The 26049-nt window shown below is 69.7% G+C and carries 22 protein-coding genes; 12 read left to right on the top strand and 10 right to left on the bottom strand.

Annotated elements, in window-relative coordinates; translation table 11 throughout:
• Positions 1-130: 130 nt before the first annotated feature.
• Positions 131-1570 (bottom strand): CCA tRNA nucleotidyltransferase, encoded by a 1440-nt coding sequence (locus tag ACIP2X_RS20690; RefSeq protein ID WP_401675024.1) that lies wholly within the window; start codon positions 1568-1570, stop codon positions 131-133.
• A 257-nt stretch (positions 1571-1827) separates the two neighbouring features.
• Here ACIP2X_RS20690 and ACIP2X_RS20695 point away from each other — a divergent pair, with 257 nt between their 5' ends.
• The 7 genes from ACIP2X_RS20695 to trxA all read left to right on the top strand — a co-directional run bounded on the left by ACIP2X_RS20695 (position 1828) and on the right by trxA (position 11669).
• Positions 1828-4227, top strand: a complete 2400-nt coding sequence (locus tag ACIP2X_RS20695; protein ID WP_401675027.1) for a DUF6049 family protein — start codon at positions 1828-1830, stop codon at positions 4225-4227.
• Between the two features lie 43 nt (positions 4228-4270).
• Positions 4271-6565, top strand: coding sequence for a murein biosynthesis integral membrane protein MurJ (gene murJ, locus ACIP2X_RS20700; RefSeq protein WP_401675029.1), 2295 nt, complete (start codon positions 4271-4273; stop codon positions 6563-6565).
• A 139-nt stretch (positions 6566-6704) separates the two neighbouring features.
• Entirely contained in the window at positions 6705-8429 is a 1725-nt protein-coding gene (locus ACIP2X_RS20705; protein WP_401675032.1) for a protein kinase family protein, read from the top strand.
• Positions 8430-8456: 27 nt separating this feature from the next.
• Positions 8457-9182: an RNA polymerase sigma factor SigM gene (gene sigM / locus ACIP2X_RS20710; RefSeq protein ID WP_401675035.1), complete on the top strand. Its 726-nt coding sequence runs from the start codon at positions 8457-8459 to the stop codon at positions 9180-9182.
• On the top strand, positions 9179-10111 hold the full coding sequence (locus ACIP2X_RS20715) for an anti-sigma factor family protein (RefSeq protein WP_401675037.1): 933 nt from the start codon (positions 9179-9181) through the stop codon (positions 10109-10111). Before sigM ends, ACIP2X_RS20715 begins: the two co-directional genes overlap by 4 nt.
• Before the next feature lie 213 nt (positions 10112-10324).
• Positions 10325-11293: a thioredoxin-disulfide reductase gene (trxB, locus tag ACIP2X_RS20720; RefSeq protein WP_401675040.1), complete on the top strand. Its 969-nt coding sequence runs from the start codon at positions 10325-10327 to the stop codon at positions 11291-11293.
• Between the two features lie 43 nt (positions 11294-11336).
• Complete coding sequence (gene trxA / locus ACIP2X_RS20725; protein ID WP_401675042.1) at positions 11337-11669, top strand: thioredoxin; 333 nt, start codon at positions 11337-11339, stop codon at positions 11667-11669.
• Positions 11670-11776: 107 nt separating this feature from the next.
• Here trxA and ACIP2X_RS20730 read toward each other — a convergent pair whose 3' ends face one another.
• From ACIP2X_RS20730 to rpmH, 9 genes are all read right to left on the bottom strand, one after another.
• Positions 11777-12394 (bottom strand): GNAT family N-acetyltransferase, encoded by a 618-nt coding sequence (locus ACIP2X_RS20730; RefSeq protein WP_401675044.1) that lies wholly within the window; start codon positions 12392-12394, stop codon positions 11777-11779.
• A 335-nt stretch (positions 12395-12729) separates the two neighbouring features.
• Positions 12730-13833 carry a ParB/RepB/Spo0J family partition protein gene (locus ACIP2X_RS20735; RefSeq protein WP_401675046.1) on the bottom strand — a complete coding sequence of 368 codons (1104 nt, stop codon included), beginning with the start codon at positions 13831-13833 and terminating at the stop codon, positions 12730-12732.
• A complete protein-coding gene (locus ACIP2X_RS20740; protein ID WP_401675048.1) occupies positions 13830-14903 on the bottom strand; it encodes a ParA family protein in 1074 nt (357 codons plus the stop codon). Before ACIP2X_RS20740 ends, ACIP2X_RS20735 begins: the two co-directional genes overlap by 4 nt.
• A gap of 304 nt (positions 14904-15207) precedes the next feature.
• On the bottom strand, positions 15208-15924 hold the full coding sequence (gene rsmG / locus ACIP2X_RS20745; protein ID WP_401675051.1) for a 16S rRNA (guanine(527)-N(7))-methyltransferase RsmG: 717 nt from the start codon (positions 15922-15924) through the stop codon (positions 15208-15210).
• Positions 15925-16029: 105 nt separating this feature from the next.
• Entirely contained in the window at positions 16030-16542 is a 513-nt protein-coding gene (locus ACIP2X_RS20750) for a protein jag (RefSeq protein WP_401675054.1), read from the bottom strand.
• Positions 16543-16557: 15 nt separating this feature from the next.
• Positions 16558-17859 carry a membrane protein insertase YidC gene (gene yidC, locus ACIP2X_RS20755; protein WP_401675056.1) on the bottom strand — a complete coding sequence of 434 codons (1302 nt, stop codon included), beginning with the start codon at positions 17857-17859 and terminating at the stop codon, positions 16558-16560.
• A 3-nt stretch (positions 17860-17862) separates the two neighbouring features.
• Positions 17863-18240, bottom strand: coding sequence for a membrane protein insertion efficiency factor YidD (yidD, locus tag ACIP2X_RS20760; protein WP_401675059.1), 378 nt, complete (start codon positions 18238-18240; stop codon positions 17863-17865).
• A complete protein-coding gene (gene rnpA, locus ACIP2X_RS20765; RefSeq protein ID WP_401675061.1) occupies positions 18237-18608 on the bottom strand; it encodes a ribonuclease P protein component in 372 nt (123 codons plus the stop codon). Before rnpA ends, yidD begins: the two co-directional genes overlap by 4 nt.
• 21 nt (positions 18609-18629) lie before the next feature.
• Positions 18630-18767, bottom strand: a complete 138-nt coding sequence (gene rpmH, locus ACIP2X_RS20770) for a 50S ribosomal protein L34 (RefSeq protein WP_003956500.1) — start codon at positions 18765-18767, stop codon at positions 18630-18632.
• A gap of 374 nt (positions 18768-19141) precedes the next feature.
• On the opposite strand from rpmH, the gene dnaA reads away from it, so the two are divergent.
• The 5 genes from dnaA to ACIP2X_RS20795 all read left to right on the top strand — a co-directional run bounded on the left by dnaA (position 19142) and on the right by ACIP2X_RS20795 (position 25917).
• A complete protein-coding gene (gene dnaA / locus ACIP2X_RS20775) occupies positions 19142-21106 on the top strand; it encodes a chromosomal replication initiator protein DnaA (protein WP_401675064.1) in 1965 nt (654 codons plus the stop codon).
• 879 nt (positions 21107-21985) lie between these two features.
• Positions 21986-23116, top strand: a complete 1131-nt coding sequence (gene dnaN, locus ACIP2X_RS20780) for a DNA polymerase III subunit beta (RefSeq protein ID WP_401675066.1) — start codon at positions 21986-21988, stop codon at positions 23114-23116.
• A gap of 202 nt (positions 23117-23318) precedes the next feature.
• A complete protein-coding gene (gene gnd, locus ACIP2X_RS20785) occupies positions 23319-24194 on the top strand; it encodes a phosphogluconate dehydrogenase (NAD(+)-dependent, decarboxylating) (RefSeq protein WP_401675069.1) in 876 nt (291 codons plus the stop codon).
• A gap of 71 nt (positions 24195-24265) precedes the next feature.
• Positions 24266-25387 (top strand): DNA replication/repair protein RecF, encoded by a 1122-nt coding sequence (gene recF, locus ACIP2X_RS20790; protein WP_401675071.1) that lies wholly within the window; start codon positions 24266-24268, stop codon positions 25385-25387.
• Positions 25384-25917, top strand: coding sequence for a DUF721 domain-containing protein (locus ACIP2X_RS20795; protein ID WP_401675073.1), 534 nt, complete (start codon positions 25384-25386; stop codon positions 25915-25917). The genes recF and ACIP2X_RS20795 overlap by 4 nt, the downstream gene beginning before the upstream one ends.
• Positions 25918-26049: the final 132 nt, after the last annotated feature.

Genomic DNA, 26049 nt, shown 5'->3' on the forward strand with positions numbered 1-26049 from the left:
GCACCTGGGAACAGACGAAGAGGGGCCTATGTTTCACGTGAAACATCGCCCCTCTTTCGCTTCCGGAAGTCTCCTGAAGACCCTGTGACGGGCCTATGTTTCACGTGAAACATAGGCCCGTTTCACGGTCTCAGCTCTGCTCGGCCCACCACTCCTTGAGTGCCGCGACCGCCTCGTCGTGTCCCATCGGACCGTTCTCCAGACGAAGTTCCAGCATGTGCTTGTAGGCGCGGCCGACCGCTGGGCCCGGCTTGACGCCCAGGATCTCCATGATCTGGTTGCCGTCGAGATCGGGACGGATGGCGTCCAGTTCCTCCTTCTCCTGGAGCTCGGAGATGCGCTCCTCCAGGCCGTCGTACGCCCGCGACAGCGCCGCGGCCTTGCGCCTGTTGCGCGTGGTGCAGTCCGAGCGGGTCAGCTTGTGGAGCCGGTCGAGAAGGGGCCCCGCGTCCCGGACGTAACGGCGGACGGCGGAGTCGGTCCACTCGCCGGTGCCGTACCCATGGAAGCGGAGGTGGAGCTCGACCAGACGCGAGACGTCCCTCACGAGATCGTTCGAGTACTTGAGTGCCGTCATCCGCTTCTTGGTCATCTTCGCGCCGACCACCTCGTGGTGGTGGAACGAGACCCGGCCGTCCTTCTCGAAGCGACGTGTCCTCGGCTTGCCGATGTCGTGGAGCAGAGCGGCCAGCCGAAGGGTCAGGTCCGGGCCCTCCTCCTCCAGCTCCATCGCCTGCTCCAGGACGATCAGCGTGTGGTCGTAGACGTCCTTGTGGCGGTGGTGCTCGTCACTCTCCAGCCGCAGGGCCGGCAGCTCCGGCAGCACGTGCTCGGCGAGCCCGGTGTCGACCAGCAGCCTCAGGCCCTTGCGCGGGTGCCGGGAGAGGATCAGCTTGTTCAGCTCCTCCCGGATCCGCTCGGCCGAGACGATCTCCAGGCGGCCCGCCATCTCCCGCATCGCCGTGACGACCTCGGGCGCGACCTCGAAGTCGAGCTGGGCCGCGAAGCGCGCCGCGCGCATCATCCGCAGCGGGTCGTCCGAGAAGGACTCCTCAGGGGTGCCCGGCGTGCGCAGTACCCGCGCGGCGAGATCGTCGCGACCGCCGTGCGGATCGATGAACTCCTTCTCCGGCAGCGAGACGGCCATCGCGTTCACGGTGAAGTCCCGGCGGACGAGATCCTCGTCGATGGAGTCGCCGTAGGAGACCTCGGGCTTGCGCGAGGTACGGTCGTAGGCCTCCGAGCGATAGGTCGTGACCTCGATCTGGAAGCCGTCCTTCTGCGCACCGACCGTGCCGAAGGCGATACCGACGTCCCATACGGAGTCCGCCCACGGCCGGACGATCTTCAGCACGTCCTCGGGGCGGGCGTCGGTGGTGAAGTCGAGATCGTTGCCGAGCCGTCCGAGCAGTGCGTCCCGGACCGATCCGCCGACCAGGGCGAGTGAGAACCCGGCCTCCTGGAAACGGCGGCCAAGGTCGTCGGCGACAGGCGCGACCCGCAGCGGCTCATTCGTCGCATGGGGCGGCACCTGACTCAGGGCACGGGTGTCTTCGTTGGCGTTCGGCACAACAGAACAGGGTACGTGGCCCGGACCACCGCGAGCGTCTCGATTAAGGGCGTGCGAACACCCGCCCCGATACGGCACAAGCCCAGCCCTCACGACGTTCGGAAGTGTTCCTCTTCATAGGCGCACATAGGGGACAGCGGGCCCGGCTCCCCCGATCTTGTGGACCGGACCGCGGCACTTCCCCTCAGCGGGCATCGTTACCATGCGTGGACGCACATCCGAACGACCACTGACGACGACGAGGGACGGGCAAGCGCGTGGCCGAGGCGGCAGACTTCCAGGGGACGAGTCCCTCAGCTGCCCGCCGGTGGCTGAGGCGCACCGGAGCGTTGCTGGCCGGGGCGCCGCTGCTGGCGGGGTTCTTCCAGCTGCCCGCCGCCCCTGCCGCGCAGGCCGCCGGCCAGGACTCCGCACAGCAGGTCTCCGGCTCCCGCACCGTGTCCGTCGCCCTCGACTCGCTCAGCCCCAGCGCCCCCACCGGCGGCGACATCCTGACCATCTCCGGCACGGTGACCAACAAGGGCAAGCAGCCGATCACCGACGCCCATGTGGACTTGCGCACCGGACCTGAGATCGACACCCGCTCGTCGATCGACAGCGTCGCCAAGCGCACCGGGCACTCCCCGGAGTCCGACGGCACCCAGATCGACGACACCTACCGTCAGGACTTCGCGAGCCTCACGCCGGGCGTCGCCCAGCGCTTCGACATCGCCGTGCCCGTCGACGAGCTCGACCTCGGCGACGCCGGGGTCTACCAGCTCGGCGTCACCCTCTCAGGAGAGACCGCCGCCCAGCCCTGGGACCAGGTGCTGGGCATCCAGCGGACGTTCCTGCCCTGGCAGCCCGAAGAGGCCGACACGAAGACCAGGACGACGTTCCTGTGGCCGCTGATCTCGACGGCCCACATGACGGCGGAGACGGGTTCGAACGAGCAGCAGACGCCGGTCTTCCGCACCGACGAACTGGCCAAGGAGATCTCCCGGGGCGGCCGCCTGGAACAGCTCGTCTCGCTGGGCAGGAACCTCGACGTCACCTGGGTGATCGACCCTGACCTCCTGGCCTCCGTCGACGCGATGGCGCGCGGCTACCGCGTCCAGGGCGAGGGCGACGCCACCGCTCCGGGCAGGCAGCAGGCGGTCGCCAAGCAGTGGCTGGCCGACCTGCAGAAGGCGGTGACGGACAAGGAGGTCGTCGCCCTGCCCTACGCCGACCCCGACCTCGCCTCCCTCGCCCACAACGGCACGAACGTCACCGGCTCGCTGAGCCGCCTCAAGGAGGCCACGGACGTCGTCGCCAACACGGTGGAGCCGATTCTCCATGTGAAGCCGAACACGGACTTCGCGTGGCCCGTCGAGGGGGCCGTCGATCCGTCGATCGTGAAGGTCGCCACCTCCGCCGGCGCCGACAAGGTGATCGCCCGCAGCGACAGCCTGGAGGAGACCGGCGCACTGTCGTACACGCCGTCCGCGGCGCGTCCCATCGGCGGCGGCACCACGGCGGTGGTCGCGGACACGCGGCTCTCCAAGGCCTTCGAGGGCGATCTGACGCGGGCCTCCGCGAAGACGCTGTCCGTGCAGCGCTTCCTGGCCCAGAGCCTCGCCCTGAACCTCCAGACGAACCAGCAGCGCAGCATCGTCGTCGCCCCGCAGCGCATGCCGACCGCGAGCCAGGCCCAGGCCATGGCCGAGGCGATCTCGTCGCTGCAGACCGGCGGCTGGAGCGAGGCGCAGAACCTGAGCGCGGCCGCGAGGGCCAAGCCGGACCCCGCGGCCGCCACGAAGGTGCCGTCGGCCTCCGAGTACCCCTCCGCCCTGCGCAAGCAGGAGCTGCCGCGCTGGGCCTTCGACCAGATCGCGCGGACGCAGGCCAAGCTCGACAGCTTCCGGGTCATCCTCACCGACCAGTCCCGCGTGGTGACCCCCTTCGGCAGGGCCATAAACCGCGAGATGTCCACGTCCTGGCGTGGCCGGGCCACCGAGGCCCAGAACTACCGGGACGGCGTGGAGGACTACCTGGACGGCCTCGCCGCGGGGGTCACGCTGATCGACAAGTCGGAGACCAAGCTCTCCGGCCGCAGCGCCACGATCCCGGTGACCGTCCAGAACAACCTGGTGCAGGACGTGGACCACCTGGTCCTGCGGCTCACCTCGACGAGTCCCACCCGGCTGGAGTTCGGCGGGACCGGCTACGCCGAGCAGCCCGTCACCGTCTCGGGCGGGCACAGCCAGTCGGTGAAGTTCGGCACATCGGCCAACGCCAACGGCCGGGTGACCGTGAAGGCCCAGTTGTTCACCAAGGACGGCAAGGCCTACGGGCCGCCCAAGTACTTCGACGTGAAGGTCACCGAGATCACCGCGACGGTGATGCTGGTCATCGGCGGCGGCGTCCTGCTCCTTGTCCTCGCCGGCTTCCGGATGTACACCCAGCGCAAGCGGGCGGCCTCCCGGGAGGCCGACGAGGAGGGTGAGGAGGGCACGGACCCGTCCGGCGAGCCCGACGAGGCCCCGCAGAACCCTGAGGGCCCCGCGGAGCGTCTCCAGGAGGAGTCCGGCTCCCGGCCGGGGGCAGGCGACCCGGAGCAGCCGAGTGACCCTGGGCCGGACACCCCAGCGGAAAGCGCCGACCCGTCCGGGACGGGTGAGAGAGTGGACCGTTGACATGTCGTGGCCGGTGGGCCCGGGACGATGAGGTGGGGTAACCATGAACGCGCCGTACGACGGTGACCGCGGCCAGGCCGCGGGCAGCTCGGGGCACCCCGAGGGTCCGCCGCCCGAGCGCGGCCAGGTGCCGCCGCAGCACCCCGCGGACATGTACCTCCAGGACGCCTACGAGCAGGACCCCTACCGGTCGCAGGACCTGGCCGCCCAGGACCCGGTCACCGAGGCGCTCTACGACCGCGCCGCGCACCCCCCGCCGCCGCCGGGGACGTACCCGCCGCCGCAGCAGCTGTACGCGCAGCCGCCGCAGTCGCCGTACGCCCCCGACCCGCGCGTGTGGGCCCAGACTCCGGCCCCCGAGCCGGCGGGCCCCACGCAGCACCTGCCCTACGGCGACGACCCGCGCACGACCCAGTACGTGGGCGTGGACGACCTGGTGACCGAGGCCGGTGACCAGCGTCACGAGCCCGACGCCTTCGCCCATCTGTTCCGGGACCAGCAGCAGACCGGCGCCCGCCCGCCGATGGACTACGCGGGCGTGCCGGGCCCGGCCGCGGCGCCGGGTCAGTACGAGGGGGCGCACGGCCAGGAGGGCCAGTACGGCGGCCCCCAGGCTCCCGCAGGGCAGTACCAGGCGCCCACGCCCCGGCACGCCGCCGAGCCGGCCCCCGCCGCCCCTCCGGCCGCCCCCGCCGCTCCGGCGAAGAGCGGACGCGCCGCGGGGCTGCTGAAGTCGAGCGCGGTGATGGCGGCCGGCACGATGGTGTCCCGCCTCACCGGGTTCATCCGGTCGGCGATGATCGTCTCGGCGCTCGGCGTCGGCCTGCTCGGCGACACCTTCCAGGTGGCGTACCAGCTGCCGACCATGATCTACATCCTGACGGTCGGCGGCGGGCTCAACTCGGTCTTCGTGCCGCAGCTCGTGCGCGCCATGAAGGAGGACGACGACGGCGGCGAGGCCTACGCGAACCGGCTGCTGACGCTCGTCATGGTGGCGCTCGGCGCGCTCACCGTGCTCTCGTTCCTCGGCGCCCCCCTGCTGATCCGCATGCTGTCCGACGCGGTGGCCAGCGATCCCGCGGCCAACGAGGTCGGCGTCACCTTCGTGCGCTTCTTCCTGCCCTCGATCTTCTTCATGGGCATCCACGTCGTGATGGGGCAGATCCTGAACGCGCGTGGCCGGTTCGGCGCGATGATGTGGACCCCGGTCCTGAACAACATCGTCATCATCACCACGCTCGGCATGTTCCTCTGGGTCTACGGCACGGCCGAGCGCTCGGGGATGACGGTCACGAACATCCCGCCGGAGGGCGAGCGGCTCCTCGGGGTCGGTGTGCTGCTCGGTCTGGTCGTGCAGGCGCTCGCGATGATCCCGTACCTTCGCGAGACCGGTTTCCGGATCCGGCTGCGGTTCGACTGGAAGGGTCACGGACTCGGCAAGGCGGTCACCCTCGCCAAGTGGACCGTCCTGTTCGTCCTCGCGAACCAGGCGGGCGCCATCGTCGTCTCCCAGCTGTCCACGGCGGCCGGCAAGGACTCGCCCGTCGACGGCACCGGCTTCGCGGCCTACGCCAACGCCCAGCTGATCTGGGGCCTCCCGCAGGCCATCATCACCGTCTCCCTGATGGCCGCCCTGCTGCCCCGCCTCGCGCGCTCCGCGGCGGAGGAGGACACCGGCGCCGTCCGTGACGACATCTCCCAGGGCCTGCGGACGACGGCGGTGGCGATCGTGCCCATCGCCTTCGGCTTCCTCGCGCTCGGCATCCCGATGTGCACCCTGATGTTCGGCTCCTCGGGCAGCAGCGAGGCCACCAACATGGGCTTCATGCTCATGGCCTTCGGCCTCGGGCTGATCCCCTACTCGGTGCAGTACGTCGTCCTGCGGGCCTTCTACGCCTACGAGGACACCCGCACCCCCTTCTACAACACGGTGATCGTGGCCGCCGTCAACGCCGGTGCGTCCGCCCTCTGTTACTTCGCGCTCCCCTCCCGCTGGGCCGTCGTAGGCATGGCCGCCTCCTACGGCCTCGCCTATGTGATCGGCGTCGGTGTCGCCTGGCACCGGCTGAGCAAGCGGCTGGGCGGCGACCTCGACGGCGCCCGCGTCATGCGGACGTACGCGCGCCTGAGCATCGCCTCGGTACCCGCCGCACTGCTGAGCGGCGCGGCCTGCTACTACATCTCCAAGGCACTCGGACAGGGTGTCGCCGGATCGTTCGCCGCGCTGGTCGCCGGCGGGGCCGTCCTGCTGGGCGTCTTCTACGTCGCCGCCCGGCGGATGCGCATCGAGGAGCTGAACTCGCTCGTCGGTATGGTCCGGGGGCGTCTGGGCCGCTGAATCGGGGGGTACGCGCACAACCATCGTCCGCCATCGCGTGTCGTGCATAGCGGCGGACTGTGGGCACAATTGGTTTCGGCGTCGGACGGCGCGCAACGGAGTTCGCCGGCGCGCTATGAATGGGGAGGCAGGAACGACGGTGGCGGAACGGAGCACGGCTGCCGTCGACGTGGCAGACAACAGCGGCGACGAGCCGCTGACCGCCAAGGCGGACCAGTCCACGGCCGACGGGGTGGCCAAGAACCCGGAGCGGGACACGGAACACAACCAGGCACAGGGGAGTGGGGGGACCGAGGGTCCCGGAGCCAAGGGTGCATCGCCCGAACTGCACAGCGGTCACAAGCTCGCCAGACGCTATCGGCTCGAGGACTGTGTCACCCGTCTGGACGGTTTCAGCAGTTGGCGCGCGTTCGACGAGAAGCTGCGCCGCGCCGTCGGCGTGCACGTCCTGCCGGCCGACCACACACGGGCCCGGGCGGTGCTGGCCGCGGCCCGCTCGTCCGCCCTGCTCGGCGACCCGCGCTTCGTCCAGGTGCTGGACGCCGTCGAGGAGAACGACCTCGTCTACGTCGTGCACGAGTGGCTGCCGGACGCCACGGAGCTCACCACGCTCCTGTCCGCCGGGCCACTGGAGCCGCACGACGCCTACCAGATGGTCAGTCAGGTCTCCGCCGCCATGGCCGCCGCCCACCGCGAGGGCCTCGCCCATCTCCGGCTGAACCCCAACGCCATCCTGCGCACCTCCAGCGGACAGTGGCGCATCCGCGGCCTCGCCGTGAACGCCGCGCTGCGCGGCATCAGTTCCGACACCCCGCAGCGCACCGACACCGAGGCCATCGGCGCCCTGCTGTACGCGTCCCTGGTGCAGCGCTGGCCCTACGAGAGCGACGCCTACGGTCTCTCGGGCCTGCCCAAGGACGTCGGCCTCATCCCACCGGACCAGGTGCGCGCCGGCGTCCACCGCGGACTCTCGGAGCTCGCCATGCGCGCGCTCGCCAACGACGGCGCGACCGCCTCCCGGCACGAGTCCCCGTGCACGACGCCGGAGGAGCTGGGCAAGGCGATCGGGGAGATGCCCCGCATCCGGCCGCCGGAACCCGCGTTCGGCGCGCCTCTGGACTACCAGCGCACCACCTACCAGCAGGGCACGTACGGCCGCACCGCCTCGCACCCCGGCGCCACCCAGCCCGTGGCGTCCCCGCCGCCCCCGCTGCAGAGCCGTACCGGCAAGGCCCTGAAGTGGGCCGTCTCCGCGCTTCTCATCGCCGCGCTGGGACTGGGCAGCTGGCAGCTCGCGGACGCGCTGATGGAACGCGGCAACCAGTCGGACGACCCCAACAAGTCGCAGACGACGGACGGGAACGAGAAGGGCTCCACGGAGAACAAGGTCACGGCCAAGCCGCTCACCATCGAGGGGGCCCAGGAGTACGTCGCCAGCGGCGAGGCCCAGGCGGCCGCCGACGTCGGACTCACCTACGACGGCGACAGCTCGACGTACTGGCGTACCAGGCGCTACAACGACGGCCCGGAGCTGGCTCCCTACAAGCCCGGTGTGGGCATCGTCTACGACCTCGGCTCCTCCCAGAAGATCTCGGCCGCGTCGATAGGGCTCCGGTACGCGGGTGACCACACGACGGTCCACCTCTACGCGGCCGACTCGCTGACCCCGTCGACCGGGGTCGACGGAATGCAGGAGATCGGAACCGCGACGTCCAGCGGCACCTCTCTGAGCGTGAAGGCGTCGAAGTCGGTGAAGTCGCAGTACGTGCTGCTGTGGATCACGGCGGTGCCCAACGCGCCCTCCGACGGCTACAGCGGCCCCGGCTACAAGCAGGCCGTGACCGATGTGAAATTCACGGGCTGACGTCTCACCGAGGGGAGAGGGGGTCCGATGGCGGAGGGCGCCGGGTACGAGACGGCCAGCGACCAGGATCTGCTCGCCCGCCACGTGGAGGGCGACCCCGATGCCTTCGGTGAGATAGTGCGGCGGCACCGCGACCGTCTCTGGGCGGTCGCGCTGCGCACGCTGGGCGACCGCGAGGAAGCCGCTGACGCCGTCCAGGACGCTCTGGTCTCCGCCTATCGGGCCGCCCACACCTTCCGCGGCCAGTCGGCCGTCACCACCTGGCTGCACCGCATCACGGTGAACGCCTGCCTCGACCGGGCCCGCAAAGCGGCGTCCCGCAAGACGTCCCCGGTCGACGACACCGAGCGGCTGGAGCAGCTGCTGGAGCCGCACGAGTCGGCGTCCGCGCCCGCCGAGCGCAACGACCTGCACCGCCAGCTCCTCGAAGCGCTCGGCACCCTTCCCCACGACCAGCGGGCCGCCCTCGTCCTGGTGGACATGCAGGGCTATCCCGTCGCCGAGGCCGCCCGCGTCCTGGACGTCCCGACCGGCACGGTGAAGAGCCGCTGTGCCCGCGGCAGAGCCAGACTCCTGCCGCTGCTCACCCATCTGCGACCGGGGAGCACCGGCGAGGGCGAAGATCCGGCCGCCGGACGGAACCGGGCGGAGGGGACATCCGTCCCACCGGCAGCGGGCCCGCACGACGCGGGTCCAGGCACTGCAGGGCCAGGCGACTCAGCTGCTGTGAAGGGCGGAGGTGGGCGAGCGTGACTTCCAGGACGGACACGGCCGGGCACCCGGACGTCTCGGAGATCTCCGACCTCACCGAGGGCCTGCTTCCACCCGACCGGACAGCGGATGTACGACGCCACCTGGACGAGTGCGAGCTCTGCGCGGACGTCTTCGCCTCGCTGGAGGAGATCCGCGGCATGCTCGGCACCCTGCCGGGCCCCTCCCGCATGCCCGCCGACGTCGCCGAACGGATCGACGCCGCCCTCGCCGCTGAGGCGCTGCTCGACGCCACAGCTCCCGACCCGGCAGACACTGCGCCCGGCACAGCGAACACCACCGCACCCGTCGCGGCGGCCCACACGGGCGAGGGCGCGGATGTTTCACGTGAAACATCGCCTCCCGCCACCCGCCCCACGGGTCGCGCCCGCACCTCCACCACCGGTCCGGGCCGTAAGGAACGCAAGCCCGGCAGGCGCCGCAAGGTGGCCGTTCTGGGAGCCGTCCTCTCGGTCGGCGCTCTGGGACTGGCATCCCTCCTCGTGTCCTCGATGGACGGCGACCAGGGCACCACCGCCGAGGGACACCACTCCACGGCTCCGGACACCTTCGCCGCGAGCAAGCTGGAGAAGCAGGTCACGGATCTTCTGGCCAAGAGCGAATCCGGTGGTACCCCCCGCACGCCCCGCGAGAGGGGTGCGGAGCCGAACGTCGACTCCGAAGGCCCCCGCGTCCTCACCAAGCCCGCTGTCCCGGTCCCCGAGTGCGTGCAGAACGGCATCGGTCGCGACGACGACGCCTTGGCGACCGAGCCCGGCACGTACAAGGGGACGACGGCTCTGCTCGTGGTCATGCCCGACACCGTGAACCCCGCACAGGTGACGGCCTACCTCGTGGATGCCACCTGTGTGGAGCAGTCCCCCAAGGGGTCGGCCGAGGTGTTTCTGAAGCAGTCATACGCGCACCCCTGAGACAGCCGGAGCTCCTGAGGGGCAAGCCGTTCCGAGAAGGCATGCCCACCCCTCGCCTGGCCCGTTCTCCCACGGGTATCCGCTCCTGTGACGGCACTCCGTGTGCCCGGGCACAGCGGGAATGCGAGCCCCTTAGGATCCGTTGGGTGGGGTGAGAGTCCGCAGAGGTCTCCCACCGGTCGAAGACGCAGTCCAGAGACGAGGAATCAAGCCGTGAGCGACGTCCGTAACGTGATCATCATCGGCTCCGGGCCCGCCGGCTACACGGCGGCGCTCTACACCGCGCGCGCGTCGTTGAAGCCACTGGTGTTCGAGGGAGCCGTCACCGCCGGCGGCGCCCTGATGAACACCACGGAGGTCGAGAACTTCCCCGGCTTCCAGGACGGCATCATGGGCCCCGAGCTCATGGACAACATGCGCGCCCAGGCGGAGCGCTTCGGTGCCGAGCTCGTTCCGGACGACGTCGTCTCCGTCGACCTGACCGGTGAGATCAAGACCGTCACCGACACCGCCGGCACGGTGCACCGTGCGAAGGCCGTGATCGTCAGCACGGGCTCCCAGCACCGCAAGCTGGGCCTGCCGAACGAGGACGCGCTGTCCGGCCGCGGCGTCTCCTGGTGTGCCACCTGTGACGGCTTCTTCTTCAAGGATCAGGACATCGCCGTGATCGGCGGCGGTGACACCGCCATGGAAGAGGCCACCTTCCTCTCGCGCTTCGCCAAGTCCGTGACGATCGTCCACCGCCGGGACACCCTGCGCGCCTCCAAGGCGATGCAGGAGCGTGCCTTCGCCGACCCGAAGATCACGTTCGTCTGGGACAGCGAGATCGCGGAAATCCAGGGCGACCCGAAGCTCGCCGGCCTGAAGCTGCGCAACGTCAAGACCGGTGAGCTCTCGGACCTGCCGGTGACCGGTCTCTTCATCGCCATCGGCCACGACCCTCGCACCGAGCTCTTCAAGGGTCAGCTGGAGCTGGACGAGGAGGGCTACCTCAAGGTCGAGGCCCCCTCGACGCGGACGAACCTGACCGGTGTCTTCGGCGCCGGAGACGTGGTGGACCACACCTACCGCCAGGCCATCACCGCGGCCGGCACCGGTTGCTCCGCCGCCCTGGACGCCGAGCGCTTCCTCGCCGCCCTGGCGGACGAGGAGAAGGCCGAACCCGAGAAGACCACTGTCTGATCCCCTCCCCACCCCCACGCACCAACCAGTTAAGGAGCCCGCCGTGGCCGGCACCCTGAAGAATGTGACCGACGATTCCTTCGAGCAGGACGTCCTCAAGAGCGACAAGCCCGTACTGGTGGACTTCTGGGCCGCCTGGTGCGGACCGTGCCGCCAGATCGCGCCGTCCCTCGAGGCGATCGCCGCCGAGTACGGCGAGAAGATCGAGATCGTCAAGCTGAACATCGACGAGAACCCGGGCACGGCGGCCAAGTACGGTGTCATGTCGATCCCGACCCTGAACGTCTACCAGGGTGGCGAGGTCGCCAAGACCATCGTCGGCGCCAAGCCGAAGGCCGCGCTTCTGCGTGACCTTGAGGACTTCATCGCCGAGTAGCGGACTGCGCCGTCGCATCGGCGGCGCATGTTTCACGTGAAACACGAATGGGCCAACCCCCACGGGTTGGCCCATTCGTTTGCCGTCAGTCCCAGAGCCGCAGCGGGCTACAGCGGTCGCAGCGCCGGCTCCTTCTGGACTGCGCCGAGCAACCGGTCCAGTGCCATCTCGACGTCCTCCTTCCAGGAGAGAGTCGTCCGCAGCTCCAGCCGCATACGCGGGTAGGCGGGATGCGGCCGGACCGTCTTGAAGCCCACCGCCAGCAGATGGTCGGCGGGAAGCACACAGGCGGGTTCCTTCCAGCGCGCGTCCCCGAACGCCTCGATCGCCTTGAAGCCCCGCCGCAGCAGGTCCTTGGCGACCGTCTGGACCATCACGCGCCCGAGCCCCTGACCCTGGTACCCGGGGACGATGAACGCGGTCATCAGCTGCACCGCGTCGGGCGACACAGGGCTGGTGGGGAACGCCGTCGAACGCGGCACATAGGCCGGCGGCGCGTAGAGCACGAAACCGACCGGCACGTCGTCGACGTAGACGACCCGGCCGCAGGAGCCCCACTCCAGCAGGACGGCCGAGATCCAGGCTTCCTTCTCGTCGGCGGCGGTGCCCGCCTTTACCGCTGCCTCGCCGCTGACCGGGTCGAGTTCCCAGAAGACACACGTGCGGCAGCGCCGGGGAAGGTCCGGAAGGTTGTCCAGCGTGAGCGGTACGAGCCGACGCCCCATGAAGGCTGTTCCTCGCTTCCCTCGCCCGCGGCATCACGGGCGGCAGTCAGAGCACTCCGTTCCCTGAGCAGGCTGCCGACGAACCCGCCGACCGCCCCCAGGCCCAGTCCCGCGCTCAGCAGTCCGGTCCGGCTCATCGTTCGCATGGCCCCCGCCTCCCCATAGACGTACCGCAGTCGTACTGCCAGGTGGATGCGCCATACCCGATCGCATCGTATCCATGAAGCGATTCCATCGATACCGCCAGAAAGCAAAGTGCGGGCCGTGTTCCGGTACACACCGGACACGACCCGCACGAGCGGCCACCGAGCGGGACCATGTCGCCGCCCGGGGCCTCAGTCCTCCGTCTCCTCGGCGTCGTCGCCGTCCAGGAGACTCCTCTGCAGGACGGGGCCCTCGCCCGGGGCCAGCGAGCCGAGGATCCGCTCCAGGTCCTCCATGGAGGCGAACTCCACGGTGATCTTGCCCTTCTTCTGGCCGAGGTCGACCTTGACCCGTGTCTCGAAGCGGTCCGACAGTCGCCCCGCGAGGTCGGTCAGCGCCGGGGAGACCCGGGCACCGGCCCGCGGCCCCTTGGAGCGCTGGGCCGTCGTCGGCCGTGATCCCATGAGGGTCACGATCTCCTCGACCGCGCGTACCGAGAGACCCTCCGCCACGATCCGGTGGGCCAGCCGGTCCTGCTCCTCCGAGTCCTCCACGGAGAGCAGGGCGCGGGCGTGTCCGGCGGACAGCACGCCTGCCGCCACCCTCCGCTGCACCGCCGGCGAAAGCTTCAGCAGACGCAGCGTGTTGGAGACCTGCGGACGGGACCGGCCGATCCGGTCGGCCAGCTGGTCATGGGTGCAGTTGAAGTCCTTCAGCAGCTGGTCGTAGGCGGCCGCCTCTTCCAGCGGGTTCAGCTGCGCCCGGTGCAGGTTCTCCAGCAGTGCGTCGAGGAGAAGCTTCTCGTCGTCCGTGGCACGGACGATCGCCGGGATGGCTTCCAGGCCCGCCTCACGGCAGGCCCGCCAGCGCCGCTCGCCCATGATGAGCTCGTAGCGCGCGGGCCCCAGCTGACGTACGACGACGGGCTGGAGAAGGCCGACCTCCTGGATGGAGGTGACGAGCTCCTGGAGCGCATCCTCGTCGAAGACCTCACGCGGCTGACGCGGGTTGGGTGTGATGGAGTCGAGCGGCAGCTCGGCAAAGTGGGCGCCCATGGGAGGTGCGGGCATGTCCACCGCGTCGTCCACCGGCGGCTCTTCGGTTTCACGTGAAACAGGCGGCAGTGTGGCCACCTTGGCCGCGGCCACGCCGCGGTCGGACGTCAGCACCGGTACCGCCGTGGGAGACGCGGAGGCGGCACCTCCCACCGCTGCCTGGGCCGGCGTCCTCTCGGTCGGGGCCGCAGGGATCAGTGCCCCGAGTCCACGGCCCAGTCCCCTCCGTCGCTCGCTCACTGGATCCCCTCCACCATGCTGTGGTCGCTCTGGGCGCCGATATGGGCGTGCGTCGCGTCGTAGCTGACGCCGACACCCCTCAGCGCGATTTCTCGTGCCGCCTCCAGATAGGAGAGGGCACCACTCGAACCTGGATCGTAGGTCAGGACCGTCTGCCCGTAGCTCGGCGCCTCGGAGATACGGACCGAGCGCGGGATGCTCGTCCTCAGCACCTCGTCACCGAAGTGGCTACGCACCTCGTCGGCGACCTGGGACGCGAGGCGTGTCCGGCCGTCGTACATGGTGAGCAGAATCGTCGAGACGTGCAGCGCGGGGTTGAGGTGCCCCCGCACCAGGTCGACGTTGCGCAGCAGCTGACCCAGTCCCTCCAGCGCGTAGTACTCGCACTGGATCGGGATGAGGACCTCCTGGCCCGCCACAAGGGCGTTGACCGTCAGCAGGCCCAGCGAGGGCGGGCAGTCGATCAGGATGTAGTCCAGCGGCTGCTCGTATGCCTGAATCGCTCGCTCGAGACGGCTCTCGCGCGCCACCAGGGACACCAGCTCGATCTCCGCACCGGCGAGATCGATCGTGGCGGGGGCGCAGAAGAGACCCTCGACGTCGGGGACCGGCTGGACGACCTCCGAGAGCGGCTTGCTCTCGACCAGCACGTCGTAGATCGAGGGAACCTCGGCGTGGTGGTCGATCCCCAGCGCGGTGGACGCGTTGCCCTGCGGGTCGAGGTCGATCACCAGGACGCGACCGCCGTGCAGAGCCAGCGAAGCGGCCAGGTTGACGGTCGTCGTCGTCTTGCCCACCCCACCCTTCTGGTTGGCGACCACGATGACACGGGTCTGTTCAGGTCTCGGCAGACCCTCTCCGGCCCGGCCCAGAGCCTCGACCGCCAGTTGGGCAGCACGACCGATGGGAGTGTCGTCCATCGGGGGCGGTGTTTCACGTGAAACATCCTCCCCCGGCGACTCGGTACGGGGACCGGGGACCGGATCGGTCATCGGTCCCGCGATGTTGGCGTCGGACCGCAAGGATTCACTCTCCTCGACTTCAGGCTCGCAATGAACAGAGCCTCCCATGCCTTCGGGGTCGTGAACCAGTGAGGCCTGTTGTTCTGTGGAGAAATCCACCTCTGTGGACAACTCCGGACCCCCTGAGGGGGACGGAGCGTCATCGGAAACGGCCGGAGCCTCGCCGAGTGAGCCGAGGGGCTTGCGGTCTCGGGGTTCGGCCGCGGCCCGGCCGCGGCTGATAATGCCGTGCAACAGTGAGCGACGTTTCACGTGAAACACGATGCACAGCAGCCGCGACCGGACTGTCGCGACACTCCGGGTTGCATAGGTTTGGCAGCTTGTGTGGAGTACGTCTCGTCCTCAGGACGGATCAGCGGCGCCGGCGTACCCGTCCCGTCCGCGCGGCCTTCGCCCGCTTGGCGGCGAACCGCACACCGCCAGGGCTCTCCCCGACCTCGACCCGTACGACGGTGGACTGGGGATCCACGACGCCTTCACCCACATGCAGGATGGAAGTGCCCACCGCCCCGAGCTTGGTCAGCGCGGTACCCGCTGCCTTGAGCTCCTCCTCCGCGGTGTCGCCCTTGAGCGCGAGCATCTCGCCGTAGGGACGCAGCAGCGGGATACCCCAGGTGGCCAGCCGGTCCAGCGGGGCCACCGCCCGCGCCGTCACCACATGCACCGGGGGGAGCGTGCCCATGACTTCCTCGGCGCGACCGCGCACGACGGTGACATGGTCGAGGCCGAGCAGCTCGACGACCTCGGTGAGGAAGTTCGTCCGGCGCAGCAAGGGCTCCAGCAGTGTGATCTTGAGGTCCTCGCGGACCAGGGCCAGCGGGATACCCGGCAGACCGGCGCCCGAGCCGACATCGCAGACGGTGACGGCCTCGGGGACGACCTCCGAGAGAACCGCACAGTTCAGGAGATGCCGCTCCCACAGGCGGGGCACCTCCCGGGGGCCGATGAGCCCTCGCTGTACGCCTGCCTCGGCCAGCAGTTCCGCGTACCGGACCGCGTCCGCGAAGCGATCGCCGAATACCGCACGGGCTTCCTCGGGAGCGGGGGGGAGCTCCGCTGCCTCCGTCACGGGGACCGTCCTTCCGTACCCTCCAGCGCTCGCGCGCTGACTACCAGGCTGACAAAGATCGGCCCCGCCTGCGCAACAGACGGGGCCGGTGGAGCGTGGGACCGCTCAGGCGGGCAGCACGACGACGAAGCGCTGCGGCTCCTCGCCCTCGGACTCGCTGCGCAGCCCCGCGGCCTTGACGGCGTCGTGCACGACCTTGCGCTCGAACGGCGTCATCGGCTTGAGCTTCACGGGCTCGCCGCTGTTCCTGACCTCGGTGGCGGCCTTGGCGCCCAGCTCGGAGAGCTCGGAGCGCTTCTTGGCGCGGTAGCCCGCGATGTCCAGCATCAGCCGGCTGCGGTCACCGGTCTCCCGGTGCACGGCCAGGCGCGTGAGCTCCTGGAGCGCCTCCAGCACCTCACCGTCCCGGCCGACCAGCTTCTGCAGGTCACGGCCACCCGCGTCACTGATGATCGAGACAGCGGCGCGGTCGCTCTCGACGTCCATGTCGATGTCGCCGTCGAGATCGGCGATGTCCAGCAGGCCTTCGAGGTAGTCCGCCGCGATCTCGCCCTCCTGCTCCAGGCGGGTCAGGGTGTCTGCACCCTCGGCAGCGGCGGAGGTGGTGCCTTCCGTCACGGGATGGACTCCTTCTTACTTCTTGGAAGAGGACTTGGGCCGCTGCGGGCCCTTGCGCTGGCCGGACTGGGCCCGACTGCGGCCGCCGCCGGACTTGGGGGCCGCCTTGCCGGCCGCGTCCGACGATCCCGCGTCCGCCGGTTCGTCGGACTTGCTGAGCGAGGTCGTCGGCGCGGTGCTCTCGGCGCCGGTCTTCTCGGCACCGCCCGCGGGCTTGGGACCGCCGGCGCCCTGGCGCTTCGCCTTCGGCTGCCGCTTGGGCTGCTGACGCTTCGCGACGCCGGTGGTGGCCGGCGTACCGTCCTCGGTCAGGGTGGCCACGGCGCCCTCGCTCTTCACGACGTTGCCGTCGGGCTGGGCCGCGAGACCCGCCTTGCTGAGGCCGTTGATGAACTTGCGCTCGTAGTCGTTGCGGTCCCGGCCCTTGGCGACGATCGCCTTGATGATGGCGCGCTGACCACGTCCGCGGGTCTTGCCGTTCTGCGCGACGTGCTTGGTCAACCGCTCCAGGTACGCGGCCTGCGCCTTGGAACCCGGCGTCGGGTTGTTGTGGATGACGTACATCTGCTGGCCCATGGTCCACACGTTGGTGGTCAGCCAGTAGACGAGGACACCGACCGGGAAGTTGATACCGAAGACGGCGAACATGATCGGGAAGATGTACATCAGCATCTTCTGCTGCTGCATGAACGGCGTCTTCACCGAGGTGTCGACGTTCTTCGTCATCAGCTGGCGCTGCGTGTAGAACTGCGACAGCGACATCAGGACGATCATGATGGCGGTGACGATCCGCACGTCGAGGATCGACGAGCCGAGCGCCTCGACCTTGTCCGCGCTGTCGGTGAACTTCGCGGCGAGCGGGGCACCGAAGATGTGCGCCTTCTGCGCGCTCTCCAGGAGCCGCTCGTTGATCACGCCGATCGTGTCGTTCGACGCGATGCTGTTCAGCACGTGGTAGAGGGCGAAGAAGAACGGCGACTGCGCCAGGATGGGAAGGCACGAGGAGAGCGGGTTGGTGCCCGTCTCCTTGTACAGCTTCATCATCTCTTCGGACTGACGCTGCTTGTCGTTCTTGTAGCGCTCCTGGATCTTCTTCATCTCGGGCTGGAGCGTCTGCATGGCCCGGGTCGCCTTGATCTGCTTCACGAAGAGCGGGATCAGGCAGATGCGGATCAGGATCACCAGCGACACGATGGACAGGCCCCAGGCCCAGCCCGTGTCAGGGCCGAAGATCGCACCGTACAGCGAGTGGAACTGGACGATGACCCACGAAACGGGTGTGGTGATGAAGCTGAAGAGGCTGGCAATCGTGTCCACTAATCATGCTCCTTGGGCATGGGACGGGGTCTCTGCGGCCGGGCTTGAAGGAACGTCGCTCGCGGTAGGCGAGTGAACGCTCTCTTCGGTGGCCGTTTCGGCGGCGGAGGGCCCGCCCTTGCGTGCGCGCCATGTGTTGCGCAGCATCTCGTGCCACCGCGGGCGCTTACGCGGCGGGACATGGTCCACGCCGCCCAGCGACCACGGATTGCAACGCAGGATGCGCCAGGCCGTGAGTGCGGTGCCCTTGAGGGCACCATGCCGGTCAATGGCCGTGTAGCCGTAGTGGGAACACGACGGGTAGTACTTGCACACCGGCCCCAGCAGCGGGCTGATGGTCCACTGGTACAGCTTGATCAGCGCCAGCAGCGGGTACTTCATCGCGCGCCCCCTCCCAGCAGCCGCTGTAGGGCGGCATCCAGGTCTCGGGCCAGCTGTGCGTGGTCGGCGTCGCCCGCACCGGGCAGCGCTCGTACCACTACCAGGCTACCGGGGGGCAGCAGGTCGACTCTGTCACGCATCAGATGGCGCAGTCTGCGCTTCACTTTGTTGCGTACGACCGCGCCACCGACAGCCTTGCTCACGACGAAACCCGCACGTGTCCGGGGAGCGCTCTCCCCAGGCGCGTGCGGGTCCGTGGCACCGCTACGAAGGTGGACGACGAGGAGCGGGCGTCCGGCCCGGCGCCCTCGTCGTACCGCGGTCGCGAAGTCCTCGCGCCGCCTCAGCCGGTTCTCGGTGGGCAGCACGACGTCATGACCTGATCGGGATCAGGCGGACAGACGGGCGCGACCCTTGCTACGGCGGGACGCGAGAATCGCGCGGCCGGCACGGGTACGCATACGCAGCCGGAAGCCGTGGGTCTTGGCGCGACGACGGTTGTTCGGCTGGAAGGTGCGCTTGCTCACTCGGGGGCTCCAGAAGAAATCGGGGTTTGCGGGGTGCCGTCCTGGCTGTCACCGTGCGCCCACGAGTAGCTCGCGTTACGCCCGAGTGCACCGCTTTCCGATCACCTTGACGCGATCTGTGCCCATCGGAGGCAGGCGGCAGCAGCCATCGACAACTCGACCTGGTTACGGTACGCGCGGCTACGCCATTCGGTCAAACCAGGGGCGGCGGGGAGACACTGTCCACAGGCTGGGGACAACAACTTGAACCGTACCCGTCGCCCTGACTACCGTGACTGGACTCCGATTCGTTCCCTTATCCCCGCCCGACCCGATTTACATCCCGACCCGTCCCACAACCACACGTTCGTGGGACCCGTGAGAGAGCGTGCCCTGTGGCTGACGTACCTGCCGATCTTGCCGCAGTGTGGCCACGAGTACTCGAGCAACTTCTCGGTGAGGGCCGTGGACAGGGCGTCGAGACCAAGGACGAACACTGGATCCGGCGTTGCCAGCCGCTCGCGCTGGTCGCCGACACCGCACTGCTCGCCGTGCCGAACGAGTTCGCCAAGGGTGTCCTGGAGGGACGCCTCGCACCGATCGTGAGCGAGACGCTCAGCCGTGAGTGCGGCCGTCCGATCCGGATCGCGATCACCGTCGACGACTCCGCGGGCGACCCCCCGCCCTCGCCGCCCCCGGCCCAGCACCAGCACCAGCACCAGCACCGCTACGAGGAGCCCGAGCAGCTCCCCTCGCAGGGTCAGTACGAGGGATACGGCCGCCACCGTGCCGAGCAGCTCCCGAACTCGCCCGGCGATCAGCTCCCCAACCCGCGCCCGGCCTATCCCTCGGAGTACCAGCGCCCCGAGCCGGGTGCCTGGCCGCGGCAGCAGCAGGACGAGTACAGCTGGCAGCAGCCGCGCCTCGGCTTCCCCGAGCGCGACCCGTACGCGACGCCGTCCCGGGAGTCGCACGACGCGCAGGACTCCTACGGTCCGCAGGACACGTACGGCTCACAGGACTCGTACGGTCCGCAGGACGGCTACGGCTCGCAGGACTCGTACGGTCCCCCGTCCCGCGACTCCTACGGCCCGCCCGGGCAGGACTACCGTCCGCAGGGCCGGGAGCGGCCGTACGACCAGCAGCGCTCCGAGTACGAGCCGTCGCGGGGTGACTACGACCAGCGCGACGCCCGGCGGGAGCTGCCCGAGCAGTCGGTCGGCGGCGGCCGGCACCGCGGTCCGGCCGGCGCCACGATGCCGGTGTCCAGCGGCGCCCCCGGCCCGCTGGCCGCGCAGCCCGCGCCGGCGACCGGTCCCGGGGAGCCGACGGCGCGCCTGAACCCGAAGTACCTCTTCGACACCTTCGTCATCGGCGCCTCGAACCGCTTCGCGCACGCGGCCGCCGTGGCCGTCGCGGAGGCGCCGGCGAAGGCGTACAACCCCCTCTTCATCTATGGGGAGTCGGGGCTCGGCAAGACCCACCTGCTGCACGCGATCGGACACTACGCGCGGAGCCTGTACCCGGGCACGCGCGTGCGGTACGTGAGCTCGGAGGAGTTCACCAACGAGTTCATCAACTCCATCCGCGACGGCAAGGGCGACAGCTTCCGCAAGCGGTACCGGGAGATGGACATCCTGCTTGTCGACGACATCCAGTTCCTCGCGGACAAGGAGTCGACGCAGGAGGAGTTCTTCCACACCTTCAACACGCTCCACAACGCGAACAAGCAGATCGTGCTGTCCAGCGACCGGCCGCCGAAGCAGCTGGTGACGCTGGAGGACCGGCTGCGCAACCGTTTCGAGTGGGGACTGATCACGGACGTCCAGCCGCCGGAGCTGGAGACCCGGATCGCGATCCTGCGCAAGAAGGCGGTGCAGGAGCAGCTCAACGCCCCCCCGGAGGTGCTGGAGTTCATCGCCTCGCGGATCTCGCGGAACATCCGTGAGCTGGAGGGCGCGCTGATCCGGGTGACGGCGTTCGCCTCGCTCAACCGGCAGCCCGTGGACCTGGGGCTGACGGAGATCGTCCTCAAGGACCTGATCCCCGGCGGCGAGGACTCGACTCCGGAGATCACCTCCACGGCCATCATGAGCGCCACCGCCGACTACTTCGGCCTGACGGTCGAGGACCTGTGCGGCAGCTCCCGCGGCCGCCAGCTCGTCACGGCCCGCCAGATCGCCATGTACCTGTGCCGTGAGCTGACCGATCTGTCGCTGCCGAAGATCGGCGCGCTGTTCGGTGGGCGCGACCACACGACGGTGATGCACGCGGACCGCAAGATCCGCAATCTGATGGCCGAGCGGCGCTCCATCTACAACCAGGTGACCGAGCTGACGAACCGCATCAAGAACGGCTGAGCACCCGCCTGCCGGCCCGCCGCAGGGCCGCCACGGACCGCCGAGGGCGCCCCGGGAGGAGATCTCCCGGGGCGCCCTCCGTCGTTCCGCCGTCATCCCGTGTTCGAATCCGTGCCGGGTTACGGCCACTCTCCACAGATTCGGCGAGTTTTTCCCGTCCACATGCTGGGGACTGGGAAGTTGTCCAGATCGTGTCCACAGCCGCGCCTGTTGAAAGACCATCAGACCAGGTCAACTGCTTGTGGATTGGTGGACGAACGATCTCCACAGACTGTGGACGGACGAGGGATCCACACCCTGTGCACGAAGTTGTCCACGGGCAACCCACAGGCCGGGGGCGGTTGTCCCCAGCGATCCCCAGCTTCTCCACAGCCCTGTCCACTGTTCGGCAACGCGACGCGCCTGATCACCGGGTCGAGTGAAAGGCGTCACACAAAGGTGCCAGGTTGGGCTGTGGGAAAGCTGGGTAAAGCTGGGGACGGCGCTGGGGAGAAGTCGCCTCGACCTGTGCACGGGGTGTGCAGAACTTTCTTTTCTCCACAGACAGCCCCGGTTGTCCACCGCCGTCGCCCACAGGGCCCGTGGACAAAATTTCCGCTCTGAGCTGCGAAAACGCGGTTATCCACGGTATCCACAGCCCCTACTACTACTCCCGACTAGAGAGAGTGGGAAATTCGCTTCGAAGGGGGTCCTGTGCACAACTCGCCCTTCGAGGCCCGGCTGCCCCTCGTCACGACTTGACCCCGAGAGGCACCTACTGTCAGTGCGGTGCGTCAGACTGGTCCCCGGTGTTCTTCCCACCCCAGGGCCAGCGACACCGAGACAGACGACGAAGCCAGGCAGGGCGAGAAGCGCCGGCAACAGCAGGAGGCGGCAACAGTGAAGATCCGGGTGGAACGCGACGTACTCGCGGAGGCCGTGGCCTGGGCGGCGCGCAGCCTCCCGGCGCGGCCGCCGGCGCCTGTCCTCGCCGGCCTGCTGCTGAAGGCCGAGGACGGCCAGCTGAGCCTGTCCAGCTTCGACTACGAGGTCTCCGCGCGCGTGTCGGTGGAGGCCGAGGTCGACGAGGACGGCACGGTGCTCGTCTCCGGCCGCCTGCTCGCCGACATCTCCCGCGCCCTGCCCAACCGGCCGGTGGAGATTTCCACAGACGGTGTACGGGCGACGGTGGTGTGCGGCTCCTCGCGGTTCACACTCCACACCCTGCCTGTGGAGGAGTACCCGGCGCTGCCGCAGATGCCGAACGCGACGGGCACGGTCCCCGGTGAGGTCTTCGCCTCCGCGGCCGCCCAGGTCGCCATCGCCGCCGGCCGGGACGACACGCTGCCCGTGCTGACCGGCGTGCGCATCGAGATCGAGGGCGACCGGGTCACGCTCGCCTCCACCGACCGCTACCGCTTCGCGGTCCGCGAGTTCCTGTGGAAGCCGGAGAACCCGGAGGCCTCCGCGGTCGCCCTGGTGCCCGCCAAGACGCTCCTGGACACCGCCAAGGCGCTCACCAGCGGCGACAGCGTCACGCTGGCGCTGTCCGGCTCGGGTGCGGGCGAGGGCCTGATCGGCTTCGAGGGCGCCGGGCGGCGTACGACGACCCGTCTGCTGGAGGGCGACCTCCCGAAGTACCGCACGCTCTTCCCGACGGAGTTCAACAGCGTCGCCGTCATCGAGACCCCGCCCTTCGTCGAGGCCGTCAAGCGCGTGGCCCTGGTCGCCGAGCGGAACACCCCGGTGCGACTGAGCTTCGAGCAGGGCGTGCTGATCCTGGAGGCCGGCTCCAGCGACGACGCACAGGCTGTGGAAAGGGTCGACGCGCAGCTGGAGGGCGACGACATCTCGATCGCCTTCAACCCGACCTTCCTGCTGGACGGCCTGAGCGCCATCGACTCCCCGGTGGCCCAGCTGTCCTTCACGACGTCCACCAAGCCCGCCCTGCTCAGCGGCAAGCCGGCGCTGGACGCCGAGGCGGACGAGGCGTACAAGTACCTGATCATGCCGGTGCGGCTCAGCGGCTGACGAGGTCCGGGCCGGGCGGTCCGGTGATCCACAGCCTTCGCGGTCCTGTGGATCACCGGATGCGAAAGCCGCAGGTGGGGCGGTACGCGTGAGCGCGTATGCCCACAGATGTGCGCGACCGTCCGGGTCTAGGCTCGGACACGGGTACGAACGTGCCCGACGCCACCTCGCAACACCTGTCGCAACCTAAGGAACACAACTGATGGAGCTCGGTCTCGTCGGCCTCGGCAAGATGGGCGGCAACATGCGCGAGCGGATCCGCCGCGCGGGCCACACCGTCGTCGGATACGACCGCAATCCGGACCTCGCCGATGTCCACAGCCTGGAAGAACTTGTGGGCAAGCTCAGCGGCCCGCGCGTCGTGTGGGTGATGGTCCCGGCCGGGGCAGCCACCCAGTCGACCATCGACCAGCTGGCCGAGCTCCTGGAGCCCGGGGACGTCGTCGTGGACGGCGGCAACTCCCGCTGGACGGACGACGAGAAGCACGCCGAGGAACTGGCCGCCAAGGGCATAGGCTTCGTCGACTGCGGCGTCTCCGGCGGCGTCTGGGGCCTGGAGAACGGCTACGCGCTGATGTACGGCGGCTCCGCGGCGGACGTCGCCAAGGTGCGGCCCGTCTTCGACGCGCTCAAGCCGGAGGGCGACTTCGGCTCCGTGCACGCCGGCAAGGTCGGCGCGGGCCACTTCGCGAAGATGGTCCACAACGGCATCGAGTACGCCATGATGCAGGCCTACGCCGAGGGCTGGGAGCTGCTGGAGAAGGTCGACTCCGTGACCGACGTCCGGGAGGTCTTCCGCTCCTGGCAGGAGGGCACCGTCATCCGCTCCTGGCTGCTGGACCTCGCGGTCAACGCCCTCGACGAGGACGAGCACCTGGACAAGCTGCGCGGTTACGCACAGGACTCCGGCGAAGGCCGCTGGACCGTGGAGGCCGCCATCGACAACGCCGTGCCGCTGCCCGCGATCACGGCCTCCCTCTTCGCGCGGTTCGCGTCGCGCCAGGAGGACTCCCCGCAGATGAAGATGATCGCGGCGCTGCGCAACCAGTTCGGCGGCCACGCGGTCGAGAAGAAGTAGTCCCGAGAAGCAGCCCGAAGCAGCATCAGCCAGCAGCAACCAAGCGGACCGGGGGAGGTCGGCGCACCACCATGCACGTCACGCATCTGTCGCTCGCCGACTTCCGCTCGTACGCCCGGGTCGAGGTCCCGCTCGACCCGGGCGTCACCGCCTTCGTCGGCCCCAACGGCCAGGGCAAGACCAACCTCGTCGAGGCCGTCGGCTACCTGGCCACCCTCGGCAGCCACCGCGTCTCCTCCGACGCTCCGCTGGTCCGCATGGGCGCCGAGCGGGCGGTGATCCGCGCCCAGGTCCGCCAGGGCGAACGGCAGCAACTGGTCGAGCTGGAGCTGAACCCCGGCAAGGCGAACCGCGCCCGTATCAACAGGTCCTCGCAGGTCAGGCCGCGTGACGTACTCGGCATCGTCCGGACGGTGCTGTTCGCTCCCGAGGATCTCGCCCTGGTCAAGGGCGACCCCGGCGAGCGGCGCCGCTTCCTGGACGAGCTGATCACCGCCCGCTCCCCGCGGATGGCCGGCGTGCGCTCCGACTACGACCGCGTCCTCAAGCAGCGCAACACCCTGCTGAAGTCCGCCGCGCTGGCCCGGCGGCACGGCGGCCGCGCCATGGACCTGTCCACCCTGGACGTCTGGGACCAGCACCTCGCGCGCGCGGGCGCCGAGCTGCTCGCCCAGCGCCTCGAACTGATCTCCGCGCTCCAGCCGCTCGCGGACAAGGCCTACGAGCAGCTCGCGCCCGGCGGCGGTCCGGTCACCCTGGAGTACAAGCCGTCGTCCCCGGGCGACGCCCACACGCGCGAGGCGCTCTACGAGCAGCTCATGGCCACGCTCGCCGACGCCCGCAAGCAGGAGATCGAGCGCGGCGTCACCCTGGTGGGACCCCACCGGGACGATCTGAACCTCAAGCTCGGCGAGCTGCCCGCCAAGGGCTACGCCTCCCACGGCGAGTCCTGGTCCTACGCCTTGGCGCTGCGTCTGGCCTCCTACGACCTGCTGCGCGCCGAGGGCAACGAGCCCGTGCTGATCCTCGACGACGTCTTCGCCGAGCTCGACACCCGCCGCCGCGAGCGGCTGGCCGAACTCGTCGCGCCCGGCGAGCAGGTGCTGGTGACGGCCGCGGTCGACGACGACGTACCGCATGTGCTGGTGGGGGCGCGGTACACCGTGGCCGACGGGGCGGTGGAGCGGGTATGACGGCGGACGGACCGGCCCCGGGGAAGAACCCCGAACCGTCCGGCGTCGACCTCGCGCGGGTGGCGCTGCGGGCGGCGAAGGAGGCGGCACGCGCGCGGGGTGACGCGGTGCAGCAGAAGAGGCAGGCGCGCCGCGGCGGCCTGCGCTCCGGCGCACGCGCCGACGGCCGCGACCCCATGGCGCTCGGCTCGGCGATCAACCGGCTGATCAGCGAGCGCGGCTGGGAGGCGCCGGCCGCGGTGGGCGGGGTGATGGGCCGCTGGCCGCAGATCGTCGGCGACGACGTGGCCAAGCACTGCGTCCCCGAGAGGTACGACGAGGACGAGCGGGTGCTGCTCGTGCGCTGCGACTCCACCGCCTGGGCCACCAACCTGCGGCTGCTCGCCCCCACCCTGGTCGCGCGGCTCAACGAGGACCTCGGCCACGGCGCGGTCAAGGCGATCAAAGTGCAGGGCCCCAGCGGCCCCACCCGTCGCTACGGCCCCCTGCGCGCCCCCGGCAGCACCGGTCCCGGCGACACCTACGGCTGAACCGCGCCGCGCACAGCTGCGTCGCGCGCCTTTCGGAAGTGAACTGCATCACGTCCCGGATGTGACCGACACCACGTCGACAGCCCTCCATGGCCGGGGTTCTCCACAGGCCCGCTCTGATCGTCGTACAAC

It is taken from the genome of Streptomyces sp. NPDC089424, from assembly GCF_044749345.1.
GTDB lineage: Bacteria > Actinomycetota > Actinomycetes > Streptomycetales > Streptomycetaceae > Streptomyces.

What these genes read in the sequence shown, in the direction of transcription:
- murJ (WP_401675029.1), top strand. Translation starts at nt 4,271, where the DNA reads ATGAACGCGCCGTACGACGGTGACCGCGGCCAGGCCGCGGGCAGCTCG.
- sigM (WP_401675035.1), top strand. Translation starts at nt 8,457, where the DNA reads ATGGCGGAGGGCGCCGGGTACGAGACGGCCAGCGACCAGGATCTGCTC.
- ACIP2X_RS20730 (WP_401675044.1), bottom strand. Translation starts at nt 12,394, where the DNA reads ATGGGGCGTCGGCTCGTACCGCTCACGCTGGACAACCTTCCGGACCTT.
- gnd (WP_401675069.1), top strand. Translation starts at nt 23,319, where the DNA reads ATGGAGCTCGGTCTCGTCGGCCTCGGCAAGATGGGCGGCAACATGCGC.
- ACIP2X_RS20740 (WP_401675048.1), bottom strand. Translation starts at nt 14,903, where the DNA reads ATGGGAGGCTCTGTTCATTGCGAGCCTGAAGTCGAGGAGAGTGAATCC.
- yidD (WP_401675059.1), bottom strand. Translation starts at nt 18,240, where the DNA reads ATGAAGTACCCGCTGCTGGCGCTGATCAAGCTGTACCAGTGGACCATC.
- ACIP2X_RS20795 (WP_401675073.1), top strand. Translation starts at nt 25,384, where the DNA reads ATGACGGCGGACGGACCGGCCCCGGGGAAGAACCCCGAACCGTCCGGC.
- recF (WP_401675071.1), top strand. Translation starts at nt 24,266, where the DNA reads ATGCACGTCACGCATCTGTCGCTCGCCGACTTCCGCTCGTACGCCCGG.